This window comes from Methylocapsa aurea, from assembly GCF_000746085.1.
Taxonomy (GTDB): domain Bacteria; phylum Pseudomonadota; class Alphaproteobacteria; order Rhizobiales; family Beijerinckiaceae; genus Methylocapsa; species Methylocapsa aurea.
This window is the reverse complement of record NZ_JQKO01000009.1, coordinates 63,346-82,700: the sequence shown is the minus strand read 5'-3', so window position 1 is coordinate 82,700 and position 19,355 is coordinate 63,346. Positions and strand designations below refer to the sequence as shown.

Here is a 19,355-nt window from a genome sequence, read left to right as displayed (position 1 = left end):
GCTGCCTCGGGCGCTTCGGCGCATAGCAATGTTCGACGCTTGCAGGAAAGTCTGAACCATGCTGCGGCATGCTCTCGCGCGGATCGGCGCGGCGATACCGACGCTGCTCATTATCGTCGCGCTTGCTTTCTTTCTCATGCGTCTTGCGCCCGGCGGCCCATTTGATTCCGAGCGCGCGCTCGATCCCGACATCGCGCGAAATCTTCGCCGCATCTACCGGCTCGATTTGCCGCTCATTCAGCAATTCTGGCTCTATCTGCAAAGCCTCCTTCGCGGCGATTTTGGCCCAAGCTTTCATTGGCGCGATTTTTCCGTCAACGAACTCTTCGCCAAGGCCCTGCCGATCTCAATGCAACTTGGCGCCGAAGCCCTGCTTCTTGGGCTCATCGCCGGCGGAGCGCTCGGCATCGCCGGCGCCGCCTCGCAACGCGGCATTGGGGCGGCGCTCGTCGATGGCGTCGCGCTGTTTGGAATTGTCCTGCCGGCCTTTGTGGTCGCTCCCTTGCTGCAGCTCTTCTTCGGTTTGACGCTGCATGCCTTGCCGGTTGGCGGCTGGAGCGATGGGGCGTGGAAAAATCAGGTTCTGCCGGTCGCGACGCTCGCCTTGCCGCAGATCGCGGTGGTGGCGGGGCTGATGCAGGCGGGGATGCGCGACGCCCTTGCCATGCCGCATATTCGCACCTTGCGGGCGTTTGGATTGCCGGCCTGGCATATCAACGCCCATGCGCTGCGCGCCGCCATATTGCCCGTGCTGTCTTATCTCGGGCTCGCCGCCGCCAATGTGCTCACCGGCTCCGTCGTCGTCGAAACCATTTTCGGGATTCCGGGCATGGGGCGCTATTTCGTCGACGGCGCGCTCGGACGCGATTACACGCTGGTCATGGGCGCGGTTGTCATCGTCGCGGGTCTTGTTGTCGGCTTCAATCTCCTTGTCGATCTCGCTTACGCCTGGCTCGATCCGCGCGTGCGCCATGAATGAGGCCTTTCGAAACGCGCGCTCCTTTGCGGAGCGTTTGTCCGCCTTGGGTCTTGGAGCCGGCGGCGGCTCCGTCCAGATCAGCCTTGCGATCCTTGCGCTGATCGCGCTGCTTTGTCTTTTCGGTCCGCTCGTGTCCAGCCATGCTTATGATCGCGTCTATCGCGATTATGTTCTCGCCGAACCATCGCTGTCCGCGCATCCCGATGCCGCGGAGGTCGCCTTGGCGATCGAGACCATCGCGCGGCGGATGCCGGCGCGGATCGAGGCCCTGCGCGTGGATGGCGATAGCCTCCATGCAACGCTTTTCAGCGACAGGCCGATCGACGCGCGGGCCCTGCGGGCGTTCGAGCGCTCGGATGTTTTTTCAGCTCCGCGCATTGTCGAAACGCAGGATGGGGGGCGCCGAATGCGCATCGACGCGCCGTTGAAGCGGACGGTCTTTTTGTTTGGAACCGACGCCAATGGCCGCGATCTATTGACCCGCACCCTCATTGCAGGCAGAGCCTCGCTCGCCGTCGGCCTGCTCGCCTCGATGGTCGCGCTCTTCATCGGGGTCGCCTATGGCGCGATCGCCGGATATGCCGGGGGACGCGTCGACGCCGCGATGATGCGGATCGTCGAGATCATTTACGCGCTGCCTTTCATCTTCTTCGTCATCGTTCTCGTCATGGCGTTCGGCCGTCATTTCGCGCTGATCTTCATCGCGATCGGCGCCGTCGAATGGCTCGATATGGCGCGCATCGTTCGCGGCCAGACGCTGTCGATAAAGCGCCGGGATTACGTCGTCGCGGCGCAGGCCCTCGGCGCAACCGCGCCAGCGATCATCTGGCGCCATATCCTCCCAAACGCAGCGGGTCCGATCGTCGCCTATTTGACCCTGCTCGTTCCGCAAGTGATCCTGCTTGAGAGCTTCGTGTCATTTCTCGGCCTTGGCGTGCAGGAGCCGTTGACGAGCTGGGGCGTTCTGATCGCGGACGGCGCCCGCAACATTCAGGGCGCGGCCTATCTTCTCGTCTTTCCGGCGATTTTCCTTGGGGCGACTCTCGGCGCCCTGCAAAGTCTCGGCGCCGGCCTTTTGCGCCGCTTCGACGCCAAGAGCGATTAAGACATGCCGGGCCAAGAGATCCTCGGTTTCCACAATCTTTGCGTGACCTATGGCGCGCGCCCTGTTGTCAAGAATGTCAGCTTCGCGCTCGCGCGGGGCGAGGCGGCGGCGATTGTGGGCGAATCGGGCTCGGGCAAAAGCCAAACGGCGCTGGCCGCCCTGAGGCTGCTGGCGCCCGAAGCATCGACGACCGGCTCCGTCAAATTCGAGGGCGCCGACCTTTTGACCCTCCCAGAAAAGCGGCTGAATGCGATCCGCGGCCGGCGCATCGCGATGGTGTTCCAGGAGCCGATGTCGGCGCTCGACCCCTTGTTCACGGTCTCCACGCAGATCGGAGCGATTTTGCGCCACCAGGCCGGCTTTTCTCGCCGCGCGGCGAGGGCCCGCGCGCTCGACCTTCTCGATCTTGTCGGGATCGCCGAGCCGGCGCTTCGGGCGCACGCCTATCCGCATGAGCTGTCCGGCGGCCAACGCCAGCGCGTCGCGATTGCGATGGCGATCGCCTGCGGCCCCGATGTGCTGATCGCCGATGAACCGACGACCGCTCTCGACGTCACGGTCGCCGCCCGCATCCTCGATCTTCTCGCCGATCTTAGACAGAGGCTGGGGATGGCGATGATCTTCATCAGCCACGATCTTGGCCTCGTCCGCCGCTTTGCAGATACGATCCATGTCATGCGCCAAGGCGAAATCGTCGAAAGCGGGCCCGCCGCCGATCTCATTGCCCATCCGCAGCGCGCCTATACGCGGATGCTGCTCGCGGTCGCGCCGCCGCCTCGCCCGCCGCGCCCGCTTGAGGGCGCGCCCGAAATCCTCAGCGCGCGCGACGTCACCGTCCGTTTTCGCCTACGCGGCGGCTGGTTTGCGAAGGGCCGAGAGATAAAGGCGGTGGACGCGGTGAGCCTTGTCTTGCGCAAAGGCCGCACGCTTGGCGTCGTCGGCGAATCGGGTTCCGGCAAATCGACCCTCGCCCGGGCGCTTCTGAAGCTCGCGCCGGCGGCCGGCATGATCAGTTTCGAACACCGCGACCTGACGCCGCTGAGTGGGGCGGCGATGCGGCCGTTGCGCCGCTCCATGCAGCTTGTTTTTCAAGATCCTTACGGCTCGCTCTCGCCGCGCCTGCGGGTCGGCGAAATCGTCGCCGAGGGCTTGCGCGCGCACGAGCCCTCAATCACCCGCGCCGAGCGCGACGCGCAGGCGGCCCGCGCCTTGGAGGAGGTCCTGCTCGATCCAGCCCTGCGGCATCGCTATCCGCAGGAGTTTTCCGGCGGCCAAAGGCAGCGGATCGCCATCGCCCGCGCGATGATCCTGAAGCCGAAGCTCGTCGTGCTCGACGAGCCGACCTCGGCGCTCGACCGCTCGGTGCAAATCGAAATCCTGGCTCTGCTCCAACATCTGCAGGACGCCCATGATCTGACCTATGTCTTCATCAGCCATGATCTCGCCATCGTTCGCGCCATGGCCGACGAAGTGGCGGTGATGAAGGACGGGCGCATCATTGAACAGGGCGAGGCGCGGCGGATCATGGATGCGCCGCGCGAGGCCTATTCGCGTGCGTTGATCGCCGCAACCTTTCAGACCGGCGGCATATGAGCGCGGCCGGCCGAATTCGCCGCTTTCCGGCATCGCCCAAGGCTGACAGCGCGCCAGTGTGTTATGCTATTGATAAAACGAGGCGGTAAAAGCGCCCGGTTGGACAAGGACTGCGAGCGGCGCAAATTTGCCTCGAACGTCCGTCAAAATTGCTGGTCCCGCCGAGGGCAGGACCTTGCCCGTAACATTCAACCGCAAGGTGAGACATGCTTTTTGACGGTCAAACAGTCAAGCTCGAATGGCCCGGCGAACGGCAAGAAGAAGGAATTGCCGAACTTCGATTCGAACGCGGCGCCGAGCCCGTCAACAAGCTCGACGCGCTGACATTCAGCGAATTACGCCGCGCGCTTGAAATCATTGCCGCCACTCCCGCCATCAAGGGCGTGCTCATCGCCAGCGCCAAGGACGCCTTTATTGTCGGCGCCGATATTTTTGAATTCACCGCGATCTTCAAGCGGCCGCCGGAGGACATTGTCGCGTTCGTGGCGCAAAACAGCGAGATCATCACCGCGCTCGCCGATCTTCCGGTTCCGACCGTGGCGGCGATCAACGGGCTGGCGCTCGGAGGGGGGCTGGAGCTTGCGCTCGCCGCCGATTTCCGGGTGATGTCGAGCGCGGCGCGGATCGGCTTTCCTGAAGTTCACCTAGGGCTTTTTCCGGGTTATGGCGGGACGGTCCGATTGCCGCGCCTCATTGGCCTCGTCGCCAGCGCGGAATGGATTGCATCGGGCGCTCAGCAAAAGCCTGAGGCGGCGCTTGAGGAGGGCGCGGTCGATGCGGTCGTGGCGCCTGAGGACCTGCGCGCGGCTGCGCTGGCGACGCTGGAGCGGGCGATCGAGGCGCCGGGCGAATGGAGCCAGCGCCGGCGCGATCTGAGAAAGAGCCTTCGCATCGCGCCCGAGGAGGCCTCGCGCCTGCTTGACTCCGCGAAGGCGGCGGCGGCCAAAACCTTGCCGCATCTGCCTGCGGCCCATATCGCGCTCGAACTGCTGGAGGCGGCCTCGGACCTCGACCGCGACAGCGCGCTGACGCTCGAAGCGCAGGCCTTCGCCAAAGCCGCCAAGACCCAAGCCGCGGCCTCGTTGGTGACGATCTTCATCAATGAGCAGGCGCTGAAAAAGATCAGCCGCGGTTATGCCAAAAAGGCGGCGCCGGTGCGCAAGGCGGCTGTCGTCGGCGCCGGCGTGATGGGCGGCGGCATCGCCTATCAGAGCGCGGCCCGCGGCGTGCCGATCATCATGAAGGACATTGCCGAGCAGGCCCTCGACCTTGGCATGTCGGAGGCGCGCAAACTCCTCGCCAGACAGGTGGAGCAGGGCAGGCTGGATCAGGCCAAGGCCGATGCGATCCTGGGGGCGATCGCGCCGGGCCTAACCTATGAGGGATTCGACGGGGTCGATGTCGTGATCGAGGCGGTGGTCGAGAATATCGCGGTCAAGAAAGCGGTGTTGAGCGAATTGGAAAGGGTGACCGGCGAGGCTGCGATTCTCGCCTCGAATACCTCCTCGTTGCGAATCGGCGATTTGACGGAAGGGTTGCGGCGGCCCGATAAATTCATCGGGATGCACTTCTTTAACCCAGTCCCGCGAATGGCGCTTGTCGAGGTGGTGCGCGGCCCCAAAACCTCGGAGGAGACGATCGCGACCATCGTCGGCTATGCGGATGCGATGGGCAAGACGCCGATTGTCATGCAGGATTGCCCGGGCTTTGTCGTCAACCGCGCGCTGACGCCCTATCTCATCGCGTTTTTGCGGCTGGTTCACGATGGAGCGGATTTCGCGCATGTCGACAAAGTCATGGAAACATTCGGCTGGCCAATGGGTCCCGCCTATCTGATCGACGTCATAGGCATGGATATTTCTCATCATGTCGTCGAGATCGTCTCGGCTGGTTTTCCCGAGCGCATGCAAACATCCTTCGCCAGCGCGATCGATATTTTGCTGCGCGAGAAACGTCTCGGCCAAAAGAACGGCCATGGCTTCTATAAATATGCGAAAGACGCGAAAGGCCGGCCGCGCAAGGAGCTCGACCCCGAAACCGACCGCCTCCTTGCCGAGGCGCGGCCGAATGGCAAAATTGCGATCGGCGAGGACGAGATCGTCGAGCGCATGATGCTGCCGCTGATTTTCGAGGCCGCCCGCTGCGTCGAGGATGGCGTCGTCGGCTCGCGGGGCGAGGCGGACATGAGCCTCATCCTCGGCCTCGGCCTGCCGCGCTATCTCGGCGGCGCGCTCAAATATGCGGATCACCTCGGCGTCGCCAACGTCGTCGCGAGCGCCGCGAAATGGGAGAGCCTTGGCGCCATTTATCGCCCGAGCGAGGGCTTTTCCGCGATGGCCGCTGCGGGCGATGTTTTTTACCCTGCATAAGCGCCGAAAGCGTCCCTTGTCCCGAGGGGGCCCGGACTAATCTCGGCGGCGGGGCTAACGTTGTAAGACACTTCTTGCAGCGGGTTATTTGCCGCCGCCCGATGGGAAGGAGCTTGGTGTCGCGCCAGCGCCGACGCCTGTCGAATGAATGGCCGATAGGACTTCGGGGCGCAGCGTCAAAAAGCGATCCAAGACGAGAAGCGCGACTGCGACGGCCATGATTGCAACGGTGATCGAAAGCCAGCGGGGCGTCGCGACTGGAGGCGTCGGTCGCGCTGAGGAATAGCGCCGTCCGCTTCGTTCTTGGACGGTGAGGCCGGTTGGCTCCCAATCAATGCCGAAATCGCTGAAAACTCTTCCCATAACCCGCCGCACCGCGACCCCTACGATCTCAGACAGCTCCTTCTTGACGGCGTCCGTGATCAAGGGACCGGCCCAGCTGATGAGAATAACGGTTCCAGTAACGATGATGCTTCCTCTCGAAAAGCCGACTTCCGCTTGGATGGCGAATCGATGCATCAGAACCTTTCGCACTTCGCGCTGGATATCATCGGCGATGTCATCAGCCATTCTACTGAGATCAGATATCTTATTCTTTTCTGCTTGCGCCTTTTGCTCCTTGGTTTCGGCAATCGGCCATCCAGAAAAGTTTGCCTCGCCGGATATTTCGAATACTAGGATTTCAGTCTCGTCGACCATAATATTCGCTCCCAATTCGATGATCTTGCGTCGCCCGCCTATCATGCCGAGTTCAGGATCGTCGGCTCGTTGCTGGAAATGATCAATGCGCCTCGTCCCAGTTCTGCGCGGCCTTGGCGTCGACTTGCAGGGGGACAGAGAGCCGCAAGGCGGGGTGGGGCGCCTCGATCATGATCTTGCGCACCACATCGATCGTCGCCGCGACCTCGGCGTCGGGCGCTTCGAAGACCAGTTCGTCGTGAACCTGCAAGAGCATTTGCGCCGATAAGTTTGCGCGCTCCAAAGCCTCGTCCATCCGGACCATGGCGCGCCTTATGATGTCGGCGGCCGAGCCCTGGATCGGCGCATTGATCGCGGCGCGCTCGTTGAACGCGCGCTCCGATGGATTTGAAGCGCCGATGCGCGGGTAATGGCACTTGCGCCCAAAAATCGTCGTCACATAGCCGGTCTCTCTCGCGATTTTCTTGGTCGAATCCATATAGGCGCGAATGCCCGGGAAGCGTTCGAAATAGCGCTTGATATAGGCCCCGGCTTCCTCGCGCGGTATGCCGAGCTGATTGGCGAGGCCGAAGGCCGAAATGCCGTAAATGATGCCGAAATTGATCGCCTTGGCGCGGCGGCGCACTTCCGATGGCATGCCCTCGATCGGCACGCCGAACATTTCCGACGCCGTCATCGCGTGAATGTCGAGATTCTGAGCGAAGGCCGCCTTTAACTGCTCGATATCGGCGATATGGGCGAGCAGCCGCAATTCGATCTGCGAATAATCCGCAGAGATCAGCTTGTATCCTTCGCGCGCGACAAAGGCCTTGCGGATCTTGCGCCCGGCCTCGTTGCGCACCGGAATGTTCTGGAGGTTCGGCTCCGAGGAGGATAGGCGGCCGGTGGTCGTCGCGGCGAGCGCATAGGATGTGTGCACGCGGCCCGTCGACGGATTGACGAAATTGGGCAGCGCGTCGGTATAGGTCGATTTGAGCTTCGCGAGTTGGCGCCACTCGAGAATTTTCGCGGCGAGCGGATTGCCTTGTTCGGCGAGATCGTCGAGCACGCCGGCCGCCGTCGACCAGGCCCCCGTGGCGGTCTTCTTGGCGCCCGCAAGGCCCATCTTGCCGAAGAGAATGTCGCCGAGCTGCTTTGGCGAACCGAGATTGAAGCGCTCGCCGGCGATGTCGAAAATCAGCGCCTCCAACCGCGCCATGTCCTGCGCGAATTCCCCTGAAAGCCGGGCCAGAATCGCTCGGTCGATTGAAACGCCCCGCGCCTCCATGCGGCTCAAGACCTCGATCATCGGACGCTCGAGCGTCTCATAGACGGCGGTCATTCGCTCGGCCGGCAAACGCGGCTTCAAGACCCGCCAGAGACGCAAGGCGACGTCGGCGTCCTCGGCGGAATATTCCGTCGCCTTGTCGATGGCGACGCGGGCGAAGCCGATGAATGTGCGCCCCGAGCCGGCCACTTCGCCAAATTGAATCGGCTTATGGCCCAAGTGCTTTTCGCTGAGGACGTCCATCCCGTGATCGGTGCGGCCGGCGTCGAGCACATAGGAGAGCAGCATCGTGTCTTCGACCGGCCGCACCGCGACGCCGCGTTGCCGGAATACGAGCCAATCGAATTTCATGTTCTGCGCGATCTTCAAAACGCTTGGCGCTTCGAGCAGCGGCTTCAGCCGCTCCAACACGCCATCCGTCGGCAACTGGCCGGGCAGAAGATCGCCGCCGCCGAAAAGATCGCTGGCGCCTTCGCCGCGATGCCGCAATGGGATATAAAAAGCGCGGCCTGGCGCGCTGCACAAGGAGATGCCGACGAGTTCGGCGCTCATCGCATCGAGCGAGGAGGTTTCGGTGTCGATCGCGACAAGCCCGGCCTCGAAGGCGGCGCCGATGCAATCCTCCAGCTGCTCAAAACGGACGATCGTTTCATAGCCCTTGACATCGAATGGCTCCGCCGGCGCCGCGGCGGCGCGCGCCGCCGCCAGTTGGCCCGGCCCGGTGGCGATGATGGCCTGCGGCGCCGCCTCGCCATAGCGGGCGTTGCGCTTAGGCGTGGGGGAGGGCGCCGCGCCCGGCGGCGGCGTTTGCCCCGCCGGGGCCTCCAAGGCGGCGGTCTGCGGAGCGGGCGCCGTCTCGCCATTGCGGCCGCGCCAGCCCGCCGGCCCTGCGTAGGCGGGATCGGGCTCGACGGAGCCTGGGTCGATTTGATAGGCCTCGGCGGCGCGCTTGGTGATCGTCGTGAATTCCAAGGCCTTGAAGAAAGCGACGAGCACCGCGCCATCAGGCGGATGAAGCCCAAGATCGTCGATCGGCACTTCGAGCGGAACGTCGCGGACAAGAGCAACGAGCTGTTTCGAGGTCTTGATCAGCGCGACGCTGTCAGGCTCCGTCAATGTCTCGCGGCGTTTGGGCTGCTTGATCTCGCTCGCGCGGGCGAGCAGCGCATCAAGATCGCCATATTCATTGATCAGTTGCGCCGCCGTCTTAAGACCTATGCCCCGCGCGCCTGGGACATTGTCGGTCGAGTCTCCGGCGAGCGCCTGAACGTCGACAACCTTTTCCGGGGAAACGCCGAAATAGGCGACAACCTCGTCCGGTCCGATGCGGCGCTCCTCCCGCGCCCCCTTGGCGCCGGCTTCCCCAGAGGCCGGGTCATACATGGCGACGCCCGGCCCAACGAGTTGCATCAAATCCTTGTCGGCGGAGATGATGAGAACATCGGCGCCGCGCGCGCGGGCCTCGCAAGCATAGGTTGCAATGAGGTCGTCGGCCTCGTAGCGGTCCTGTTCGATCGGAACAAGCCCGAAGGCGCGCACGGAGGCGCGCATCAAGGGAAATTGCGGAATCAGGTCTTCCGGCGGCTCCGAGCGATTGCCTTTATAAGGGGGGTAAATCTCCTTGCGGAAGGAGTTTTCGGATTTGTCAAAGATGATCGCCAGATGGGTCGGCTTGATCCCGGCCGCGCCCTCCCGCACGAATTGGAAAAGCTTGGTGCAAAAAAGCCGCACCGCTCCGGTCGGCAGATGGTCCGAGCGGTAGTTATATTTAGCGTCCTGCCGGATCGATTGGAAATAGGCGCGAAAAACAAAGGATGACCCGTCGACCAGGAAAATATGGTCCCCGGCTTGGACAGGGCGGTGGACGAGCGGCATGGTCCCAGCATTCTTGGCAAAAAAGGACGAAAGAGCTGATTCAGCATAAGCCGGTGCGGTTACAAACGCCACCGAAACCAAATCGCTGGCCGGTCCGGCCCCGCTCGCCCCTCGCAACGGCGGAACTGCCGCGGAATCGGTCCATGGCGACGGTTTCGATGCAACCAATGTCGCTTCCCCTTCGTTCTGACCGAAGACGGCTTCGACGGCTTTGGCAGGGAGTCCGAGTCATCATAAGCCTCCTTCACGAATCCTGTCGCGGCCCCGCCCGCTCCCTCGCCATCCCTTCCTCGTCCATGGACGCAAACATCCAACCATGCTCGCTTTTTGAACCGAGACCTGCTCTTGTCGCGACCGAATGGCGGCGCGAGACGCCTTTGCAATCCTGCCTCTCGCTGGGCGCGCGGCCTTGGATTTGAGCGAGCCGCTGGTTTCGACTGGAGCGATAAAATATTTACTAGGAGCCACAGGGTGAAGCTGGATAACGAGTTGGATTTCGAGGCTGTGTTCAATAGCCTTCCATCGCCGCACATGGTGATGAACCCGAATTTCGACATCGTGGCCGTGAACCAAGCCTATCTCGACGTGACCATGCGGGTGCGGGACAGCCTCATCGGGGTCAATGTATTCACCGCCTTTCCGGCTGCAGGAGAGAGTCGCCGCATTTTGCAGGAGTCGTTCGAACGAGTCCGCGACGAAGGCATTGTCGACGTGCTTCCTGTCCTGCCTTACGCGATCAAGGGCAGGAAAGGGTTCGAGCTGAGATCATGGAGTTGCACCCATGTGCCGATCCTCGGAAAGGATGGCAAAGTCGCGTTTTTGCTGCAAAACACGCAGGACATTTCACAGTTCCAGGATGCTTGCAGCGTTGCGGGCCTGTCTGCGGCAGGGCAACCACAGAGAGCCGACCTCGGCGAACGAATCGAAATCGTGCAGGTGCTCAATCAGACTCTTTTGGCGACCGCTCACCATCTGCATCGCTTGTTCATGCAGGCCCCGAATTTCATGTGCGTCTTGCAGGGGCAGGACCATGTCTTCGAAATGGCCAATCTCGCCTTTCGCCGCCTTGCCGGCGGACGCGACCTCATTGGCAAGGCGGTGCGCGAGGCTTTGCCGGAAGTCGCGAACCAGGAATATTTCACCATTCTGGACAGCGCCTTTCGGACCGGCGAAGCATTCGTCGGCCGTAAGATGCGCGTCTTCCTGCGCAACAAGCCAGACGGCGTGGCGGAAGAATATTTCGTCGACTTGGTCTGCCAGCCGATCATGGGCGAGAGCGACAAGGTGACCGGCGTTTTTGTCGAAGGCGCCGATGTCACGGATCATGTCCGGAGCGAACAGCGCCAAGCGCTTTTGATCCGGGAGCTGCATCATCGCGTCAGGAACACGCTTGCAACCGTGCAGGGGGTGATGAACACAACCGCCAAGAGCTCCGCGACGATCGAGGATTTTCAGGAGGCCTTCACCGGGCGGATTGCGTCGCTCGCCAAGACGCATGCTGTGATGACGGAGGAGTTGGAGCAATGCGTCTCATTTCAGCATTTGCTGAACCAGGAGCTCGGTCCTTATTGCGATGAGCAAGGCCTGCGCATTCGTCTTACCGGTCCGGCTATCGACCTTCCCTCGCAAATTGCGGTTCCGCTGGGCATGGCCGTGCATGAACTTACGACCAACGCGGCCAAGCATGGCGCATTGAGCAAAGAGGAAGGCCGCATCGAGGTCTATTGGACCCTCATCGATGCGGCCAACGGCCCCGCGCTTTTGTGCGAATGGACCGAACGGGACGGGCCGGTCGTGACGCCGCCGATGCGCGAGGGATTTGGATCGATGCTGCTCAATCGCGTGCTCTCGCAGCAGATCCGGGCGGAAGTGAAAGTCGCTTTCGAACCCGAAGGATTTCGCTTGCGCATGATCGTTCCATTGCAGACGGAACGGTAACGTAGCGCGTCGCGCTGTGGAAATATTTGTGTTAGGAAAATCAGCGCAGAGCGCGAGGCGCTGGCGGCGGCGTCAAAGGATGTCGACGTTGCGGGACGGCAATGCCTGAAGGAGGATGAACATGACCGGAAAAGCGGACTTTACATCGGCTGAGTGGAGCATGATCCTGAGCAGCCCGATGCTGGCGGGCATGGCGGTCAGCATCGCCGACCCGAGCGGACTCTGGGGCATGATGCAGGAGGCGATGGCGAGCGGCCGGGCGTTGCTCGAAGCCGGAAGCGATCCCGGCGCCAGCGATCTTGTCAAGGCCGTCGTCGCGGATATGGAAACCTCGGAAGGCCGGACGGCGGCGCGCGACGCGCTCAGGTCCGAACTTAACGGAAAAACCTCGGCCGAGATCAAACAGAGAGCCTTCACAACTCTTGGCGAAATTGGTTCAGTGCTGGACGCCAAGGCGCCCAAGGACGCGGCTGCGTTCAAAGGTTGGCTCAAGCATATCGCCGAACGCGTCGCCGAGGCGGGTTCGGAGGGCGGCTTCATGGGCTTTGGGGGCGTCAAAGTCAGCGAAGCGGAGAAGGCCACGATCGCTGAAATCGCGACGGCCCTGAAGATCGCCTGATAGGGCATTTACGAGTGAGGTGGGCGCCGGTTCGCGTCAGCAGAATGCGATGCGATAAAAAGCTAGAGTTGCCTTCTGATTCCTGTAAATCTGAAAGCGCTCGATGGCGTCGGCAAGCCGCAATCGTTCCCCTCGCGGCAAGAGTTGGCGTGAGGAATGCATTGCCATGCGCTCGGTTTCATATACGCATCGATCATATGACTGAGTGCAATTCAGGCGGTGGGCGTTTCGGCTCCGTATTGAGCGACTGTTGCATTGGCACCCTGTCGCACGGCGGGGAGTAGGTGATCGTCGTTTGCCATTCCGACATCATCCAATTCTTTGAATCCGAGCGATGCTTTGTCGATCAGATAAGGCCATCTGATTGGGGAGCGCTCTGTCAGCGATTCGAGCGGCGTGGTTCTACTGGGGGGCAACTCCCTGGAAAGTTTGAACGGATCGAATGAATGCGTGAAAACTTGGAATTTGGCTCAAATCCCGGCAATTTGGGGATGCATGCATTCGTTCCAGATGATCTGGCTCATTCATCGGCTCTTGTAGTGGCGCTCCACGGCGGTCAGCAGTCGGCGGATGAATATGACCAGGGCGCTGGATGGTCGGCCTTGGCGCGGCAACACGGGTTCGCCGTCCTCTATCCCGAGCAGAGAGGCGAAAACAATTCGCAGAACTGCTTCAATTGGTTCAACGAGAAGGATATCCAGCGCGAGGAGGGAGAAGTCGCCTCCATTCGCGCGATGATCAAGAAAATGCTTTTGGATCATAATCTGGATCCAAATCGCATTTTCGTGACCGGGCTTTCTGCCGGCGGGGCGATGGCTTGCGCGCTCCTCGCCGCTTATCCCAGTCTGTTTTCCGGCGGAGCGGTCATTGCCGGCCTGCCCTATCGGGCGGCTTTAGGAACTTTTGACGCCTTTATAGCCATGTCTTTCGCGCCCGGCCGCTCCGCGAAGGAATGGGGCGATCTTGTCCGCCAGGAATCGCCAGGACAAACGATCTGGCCCAGAATTTCGGTTTGGCATGGGACCCGCGACGATATTGTTTCTCCCGCCAATGGTTCGGCGCTGGTGCGGCAATGGATCGATCTTCATCAGGTCGATGAGGCCGGCGCTGTGGAAGACGAGATCGATGGGCAGACCCGGCTGTCTTGGCGCAACGCGGCGGGGACCGTCGTTGTCGAACATTATGTCATCGACGGGATGGCGCATGGGGTCCCCGTGAAGGAAGCTGCCGGCTTCGCGAGAGCGCCGTCTCCTTTCGTTCTCGAAGCCGGAATATCCTCAACCTTTCACATTGCGAAATCCTGGGGCCTGCTGCGCCAGGAGCCGGTCATGACGGCAGGTCCTGGAAAGCGCCGCGGAGCGCTTCGCGCCGGACCTGCCGCAACTCTCTGATAGCAAGCCTGCGTTCTTTCGGAGTCGCAGGATCCGCATCCATGGAACGCGCCGCGCCGCAGTTCGCCCTGAGTGAGGCCTGCGCCGGCTCGGCGGCCGCGCGCGACAAAGTCGAAACAATATGCGCCGTTCCGATCGCTCCAAGACAAACAGCGCTGCGGCGTCAGGCTAAGGCAAGCTCGGCCCGCCATCTTGGTTGAAGCGGCTGCCGCCGCCGCTTTCAGATCCAATGGAATCAGAGAGCAACGCTCACTCATGTCTTGTCGCCTCGTTTGATGCGAACGGGTGTCTGCTTCGCCTGAAATGCGCGAGCTGGTCCCAAGAAGTTTCGGACTTCCTGGATAAGGCCACGCGTCGAAACAAAAGCCGAAACAAAGAGGGAGCATCGGGGATTCCGTTTAGAGACATCATGCTCTAGAGGATGCATGAGCCTATTTCGCGTTTCAGCATTTCCGGTTTCCGTCGGCGTCGGTCTCATCCTCGCCTCTCTCGCCGCAGGGTTCGCCGAGCAGCCGCCAATCATTCACTATGCGCCGGCGGAAAATCTCGAGCACATCGATGTCGCGCTCATCGATCAAGCGCAAAGCACGATCGACATCGCCGCCTTGTCCTGGCCGATTGGCCGGTGATGCAGGCCTTGAGCCGCGCCGCGAACCGCGACGTCAGGGTTCGCATCTATTTGGACAGCGGACGCATCGGCGAGCGAGAGCCGACACCGCCATTCCTGGACCTCTTCAACAATCCAAGGATCGAAATTCGCTTCAAGCGCTCAGGGGCGCCCTTGATGCATCTCAAGAGCTATCAGATCGACGGTCGATTGCTCCGAACCGGCGCCGCCAATTTTTCCGCCGTCGGCCTGAAGCGACAGGACAATGATCTCATCGTCATCGAAAGTCCGGCCGCGGCCGCGGCGTTCGAGCGCCATTTCGAGGCGATCTACGCCAGGAGCGAACCATTTCCGCTCGCCCACGGGCGGTAATCAAACGCGGGGCGAAGCGCTGTTGATTCGCCGCTCGTTCAAAATGCAAGCGGCGCGCACGCGTTAGGCTTCGGTCCGAGCGCTCGCCGAGGCGGAAACGCCTCCTTCGTCAGTCGAACTCCACGCCAGGACGCCCGAGGTTCGTCCGAGCGCGCTCCCGCCTCGCTGCCGCCAAGCTTCTTTTCCTATTGAAAGGCTACGTTCAGGATCTCGTAGCTTTTGCCGCCGCCTGGGGTGTTCACCTCTACCGAGTCGCCGATCTTCTTGCCGATCAGGGCGCGCGCGGTCGGCGACGTGATCGAGACTCGCCCAGCCTTCACGTCGGCCTCGCTTTCGCCGACGATCTGGTAGGTTTTCTTTTCTTCTGTATCCTCGTCGACCAGCGTCACCGTGGCGCCGAACATGATTGTGGTGCCGGAGAGTTTCGACACGTCGATCACCTCGGCGCGGGACAATTTGTCCTCGAGCTCGGCGATGCGCCCTTCATTCAAGGATTGGGCTTCCTTGGCGGCGTGATATTCCGCGTTTTCGGACAAATCGCCATGCGAGCGCGCCTCCGCAATCGCTTGGATGATGCGCGGCCGCTCGACTTGCTGGCGCCGCTTCAACTCCTCTTCGAGGGCGAGATGCCCGCCCGCCGTCATGGGAAACTTGTCCATGCTGATTCTCTTTCACGTCTTGTTCTAGGTCTTGATTTACTAGGCTCTTTCGCGCCACGGCCTTGCCCCGGCGCGCCTTCCGCTTTGGTTTCCGACTTTGGCTTCGCTGCGCCAAGGCCGATATCGAGATCCCCGGCATTGTTCGACAAGCGCGGAAAAGCGCGCCAACTGCCTCTTTTCCAAGGAATAAGCGTCTGACCGCGTCAAGAAACGCCGCCTCATGCGCCATGCCTTGAAGGGTAACAGACACCTTCGCGAAACCGACCGCAAGTGGCGCCGTTTCACAAAGCTGCGGGAAGGTCCTGCGCGCGGCGTTCTTGCCGCGTTCTCTCGCTTTTCGTGATTCAGGGAAAATAATCCTGAAGCGCGCGAACTTCCAGGTCGCCGGCCAGATAGGCCTTTATTCCCTCCGAGGCGGCGATCGCTCCCGCCAGAGTGGTATAGTAGGGAACCTTATGCAAGAGGGCGGCGCGGCGCAGCGAGCGCGAATCGGCCAAGGCCTGCGCTCCCTCGGTCGTGTTCAAGACAAGCTGGATGCCGCCGTTCTTGATCGCGTCGACGACATGCGGCCGGCCTTCCGACACTTTGTTGATTCGCTGCGCTTGCACCCCCTTGGATTCCAAAAAGCGCAAGGTGCCGCCGGTGGCGTAGATCTTGAAACCCAGTCCGGCGAGTAATTGCACGGTTTCGAGCACCCGGGGCTTGTCGGCGTCGCGCACCGAAACGAAGACCGCGCCCGTCGTCGGCACTTTGGTGCCGCCCCCGAGCTGGCTCTTGGCGAAGGCGATCGCAAAAGAGCGATCGAGCCCCATGACCTCGCCGGTCGAGCGCATTTCCGGTCCAAGCACCGTATCGACGCCGGGAAAACGGGCGAAGGGAAACACGGACTCCTTGACGCCGACGTGATCGAGAGGCGTCGAGCTCAATCCGAAACTGCTCAAGCTTTCGCCGGCCATGATTCGCGCCGCAATCTTGGCGATCGGCGCGCCGATCACTTTAGCGACGAAAGGCACCGTCCGCGCCGCGCGCGGATTGACTTCGAGGACGTAGATTTCGCCGTCCTTCAGCGCATATTGCACGTTCATAAGCCCGCCGACGCTCAGGGCCAAGGCGAGTTCGCGGGTCTGGCTTTCGAGTTCGGCGATTTTTTCCGGGGAGAGCGAACGGGGCGGCAGCGAGCAGGCGCTGTCGCCGGAATGAATGCCGGCCTCCTCGATATGCTCCATGATGCCGCAGATGAAGGCGTCCTTGCCGTCGCAAAGCGCGTCGACGTCGATCTCGACCGCGTCCGACAAATAGCGATCGAACAGCAAGGGATTCTTGCCAAGGACCGTATTGATCTGGCCGGTCTTGTCATTGGGATAGCGGGCCTTGACCTCGGAGGGCACGAGGCCGGGCAAGGTGCCGAGGAGATAATCGTCGAAGGTCGCGGTGTCGTGGATAATCGCCATGGCCCGGCCGCCGAGCACATAGGAGGGGCGCACCACGAGGGGCAGGCCAAGTTCGGCCGCGACAATGCGCGATTGCTCGACCGAATAGGCGATCCCATTCATCGGCTGCTTCAGGCCGATCTTGTCGAGCAGCCGTTTGAAACGATCGCGGTCCTCGGCGAGATCGATGCAATCGACCGAGGTCCCAAGAATTGGAATGCCGGCCTTCTCGAGGGCATGCGCGAGTTTTAGCGGCGTCTGCCCGCCAAATTGCACGATCGCGCCTTTGAGCCGCCCGGCCTCGCTCTCCTTGGCGAGGATCTCAAGCACGTCTTCGTCGGTCAGCGGCTCGAAATAGAGCCGGTCGGAGGTGTCGTAATCGGTCGAGACGGTCTCCGGATTGCAATTGATCATGATGGTCTCATACCCGACCTCACGCAGCGCGAAGCAGGCATGGCAGCAGCAATAATCGAACTCTATGCCTTGTCCGATCCGGTTCGGACCGCCGCCGAGAATCACGATTTTTTCCCGGCTCGACGGCCGCGCCTCGCAGGCCGGCGCGCCGGCGAAAGGCGGCGCATAGGTCGAGTACATATAGGCCGTGGGCGAGGCGAATTCGGCGGCGCAGGTGTCGATCCGCTTATAGACCGGATGGACGCCGAGCCGCTTGCGCAAGGCGCTCACATCGGCTCTTGGCGCATGCGCAAGGGACGCCAGCCGGGCGTCCGAGAAGCCCGCCGCCTTCAAGAGCCGGAGATTGGCTGCGTCGCCGGGCAGGCCATGGGCGCGGACCTTGGCTTCCAGATCAAGGATTTCCTGGAGCCGCTCGATGAACCAGCGGTCGATCCGGCAGGCCTCGTGGATCTCGTCGGGCGTCATGCCGCGCCGCAGCGCCTGCGCCACGACGAGCAGGCGGTCGGGCGTCGGACATCCCAGCGCCGCGCGCAGCACATTCATGTCGTCGCCGAGACCGAGCCCATCGATTTCGATCTCGTCGAGACCATCGAGCCCGGTGTCGAGCGAGCGCAGCGCTTTCTGAAGGCTTTCGGCAAAGGTCAGGCCGATGGCCATCGTCTCGCCGACCGATTTCATCGCGGTGGTCAGCGTATTTTCCGCGCCGGGGAATTTCTCGAAGGCGAAGCGCGGAATCTTGGTCACGACATAGTCGATGGTCGGCTCGAACGAAGCCGGGGTCGCGCCGCCGGTGATGTCGTTGGCGATCTCGTCCAGCGTGTAGCCGACCGCGAGCTTGGCCGCGACCTTGGCGATCGGAAAGCCGGTCGCCTTCGAGGCGAGGGCGGAAGAGCGCGAGACGCGCGGGTTCATTTCGATGACGATCATCCGCCCGTCTTCGGGATTGACCGCGAATTGCACATTGGAGCCGCCGGTCTCGACGCCGATCTCGCGCAAAACCGCCAGCGAGGCGTCGCGCATGATCTGATATTCCTTGTCGGTCAGGGTCAGCGCGGGAGCGACGGTGATGGAATCGCCGGTATGAACGCCCATCGGATCGATGTTCTCGATCGAGCAGATGATGATGCAATTGTCCGCCTTGTCGCGGACGACCTCCATTTCATATTCCTTCCAGCCGAGCACGCTTTCCTCGACCAGGACCTCGCTGGTCGGCGAGGCGTCGATCCCGCGCTCGATAATATCGATGAATTCGGCCTTGTTGTAGGCGATGCCGCCGCCCGTGCCGCCCATCGTGAAGGAGGGGCGGATGATCGCCGGCAGACCGATGTCGTCGAGGATCGCCAAGGCCTGGCTCAAGGTTTTGATCTGGCGCGAGCGCGGCGTCGAAAGGCCGATCCGGGTCATCGCCTCGCGGAAGCGTTCGCGATCCTCGGCCATGTCGATCGCATCGGCGCTGGCGCCGATCATCTCTACGTCGAATGTGTCGAGGACGCCCATTTTCTTCAAGGAGAGGGCGCAATTGAGGGCGGTCTGGCCGCCCATCGTCGGCAGGAGCGCAAAGCCGCCGGGGCTTGCATAGCGCTCCTTGGCGATGATCTTGGCGACGATTTCCGGGGTGATCGGCTCGACATAGGTGCGATCGGCCATGTCCGGGTCGGTCATGATCGTCGCCGGATTGGAATTGACGAGGACGATCCGATAGCCCTCCTGGCGCAGCGCCTTGCAGGCCTGGGTTCCGGAATAGTCGAATTCGCAAGCCTGGCCGATGATGATCGGCCCCGCGCCGATGATCAAAATCGTCCCAATGTCTGTCCGTTTCGGCATTTCGTCCTTTTCCCCGTTGCGGCGGGGGTTGAGGGTTTGGGCGCACAAAAAAAGGCCGCGCTGTCGGCTTTTTCGGCCGGAGGGCGTCCTTGGGTAAAAGCTCGAAACAGGGTCGTTTCGAGTGCCGGAGGCTCCCTGGAGCGATTTCCGCTTGCGTGGAAGCGCCCTTGGCTTTGGCTTGGCTATTGCTCGGGCGTACGGGCTTCGAGCAAGG

13 protein-coding genes are annotated in these 19,355 nt (G+C 62.0%); 9 read left to right on the top strand and 4 right to left on the bottom strand.

What is annotated here, in order from left to right; translation table 11 throughout:
- Positions 1-58: 58 nt before the first annotated feature.
- The 4 genes from DL86_RS06955 (at position 59) to fadB (ending at position 6,046) form a co-directional block, all read left to right on the top strand.
- On the top strand, positions 59-979 hold the full coding sequence (locus DL86_RS06955; RefSeq protein ID WP_036259727.1) for an ABC transporter permease subunit: 921 nt from the start codon (positions 59-61) through the stop codon (positions 977-979).
- Positions 972-2,084: an ABC transporter permease gene (locus tag DL86_RS06950; protein ID WP_036259725.1), complete on the top strand. Its 1,113-nt coding sequence runs from the start codon at positions 972-974 to the stop codon at positions 2,082-2,084. Before DL86_RS06955 ends, DL86_RS06950 begins: the two co-directional genes overlap by 8 nt.
- A gap of 3 nt (positions 2,085-2,087) precedes the next feature.
- Entirely contained in the window at positions 2,088-3,677 is a 1,590-nt protein-coding gene (locus DL86_RS06945; RefSeq protein ID WP_036259724.1) for an ABC transporter ATP-binding protein, read from the top strand.
- Between the two features lie 206 nt (positions 3,678-3,883).
- The gene (gene fadB / locus DL86_RS06940; protein WP_036259721.1) at positions 3,884-6,046 is read left to right on the top strand and encodes a fatty acid oxidation complex subunit alpha FadB; all 2,163 of its coding nucleotides are present in this window, start codon (positions 3,884-3,886) and stop codon (positions 6,044-6,046) included.
- A gap of 84 nt (positions 6,047-6,130) precedes the next feature.
- On the opposite strand, the gene DL86_RS06935 is transcribed toward fadB, so the two are convergent.
- Complete coding sequence (locus tag DL86_RS06935) at positions 6,131-6,616, bottom strand: hypothetical protein (protein ID WP_156964520.1); 486 nt, start codon at positions 6,614-6,616, stop codon at positions 6,131-6,133.
- A gap of 211 nt (positions 6,617-6,827) precedes the next feature.
- Positions 6,828-9,887: a DNA polymerase I gene (gene polA, locus DL86_RS06930; RefSeq protein WP_036259715.1), complete on the bottom strand. Its 3,060-nt coding sequence runs from the start codon at positions 9,885-9,887 to the stop codon at positions 6,828-6,830.
- A gap of 471 nt (positions 9,888-10,358) precedes the next feature.
- Here polA and DL86_RS06925 point away from each other — a divergent pair, with 471 nt between their 5' ends.
- From DL86_RS06925 to DL86_RS20095, 5 genes are all read left to right on the top strand, one after another.
- A complete protein-coding gene (locus DL86_RS06925; RefSeq protein WP_051952903.1) occupies positions 10,359-11,825 on the top strand; it encodes a sensor histidine kinase in 1,467 nt (488 codons plus the stop codon).
- 121 nt (positions 11,826-11,946) lie between these two features.
- Positions 11,947-12,444, top strand: a complete 498-nt coding sequence (locus DL86_RS06920; protein ID WP_036259914.1) for a hypothetical protein — start codon at positions 11,947-11,949, stop codon at positions 12,442-12,444.
- A gap of 446 nt (positions 12,445-12,890) precedes the next feature.
- The gene (locus tag DL86_RS06915; protein WP_084572762.1) at positions 12,891-13,835 is read left to right on the top strand and encodes an extracellular catalytic domain type 1 short-chain-length polyhydroxyalkanoate depolymerase; all 945 of its coding nucleotides are present in this window, start codon (positions 12,891-12,893) and stop codon (positions 13,833-13,835) included.
- A 425-nt stretch (positions 13,836-14,260) separates the two neighbouring features.
- The gene (locus DL86_RS20100) at positions 14,261-14,464 is read left to right on the top strand and encodes a phospholipase D-like domain-containing protein (protein WP_051952898.1); all 204 of its coding nucleotides are present in this window, start codon (positions 14,261-14,263) and stop codon (positions 14,462-14,464) included.
- Positions 14,464-14,814, top strand: a complete 351-nt coding sequence (locus DL86_RS20095) for a phospholipase D-like domain-containing protein (protein WP_051952896.1) — start codon at positions 14,464-14,466, stop codon at positions 14,812-14,814. Before DL86_RS20100 ends, DL86_RS20095 begins: the two co-directional genes overlap by 1 nt.
- Positions 14,815-14,999: 185 nt before the next feature.
- Here the strand turns inward: DL86_RS20095 and greA are convergent, their stop codons facing one another.
- Together greA and carB are read right to left on the bottom strand one after the other, a co-directional pair.
- Positions 15,000-15,473, bottom strand: a complete 474-nt coding sequence (greA, locus tag DL86_RS06905) for a transcription elongation factor GreA (RefSeq protein WP_036259713.1) — start codon at positions 15,471-15,473, stop codon at positions 15,000-15,002.
- 344 nt (positions 15,474-15,817) lie between these two features.
- Positions 15,818-19,141, bottom strand: a complete 3,324-nt coding sequence (gene carB / locus DL86_RS06900) for a carbamoyl-phosphate synthase large subunit (protein ID WP_036259910.1) — start codon at positions 19,139-19,141, stop codon at positions 15,818-15,820.
- Positions 19,142-19,355 lie beyond the last annotated feature (214 nt).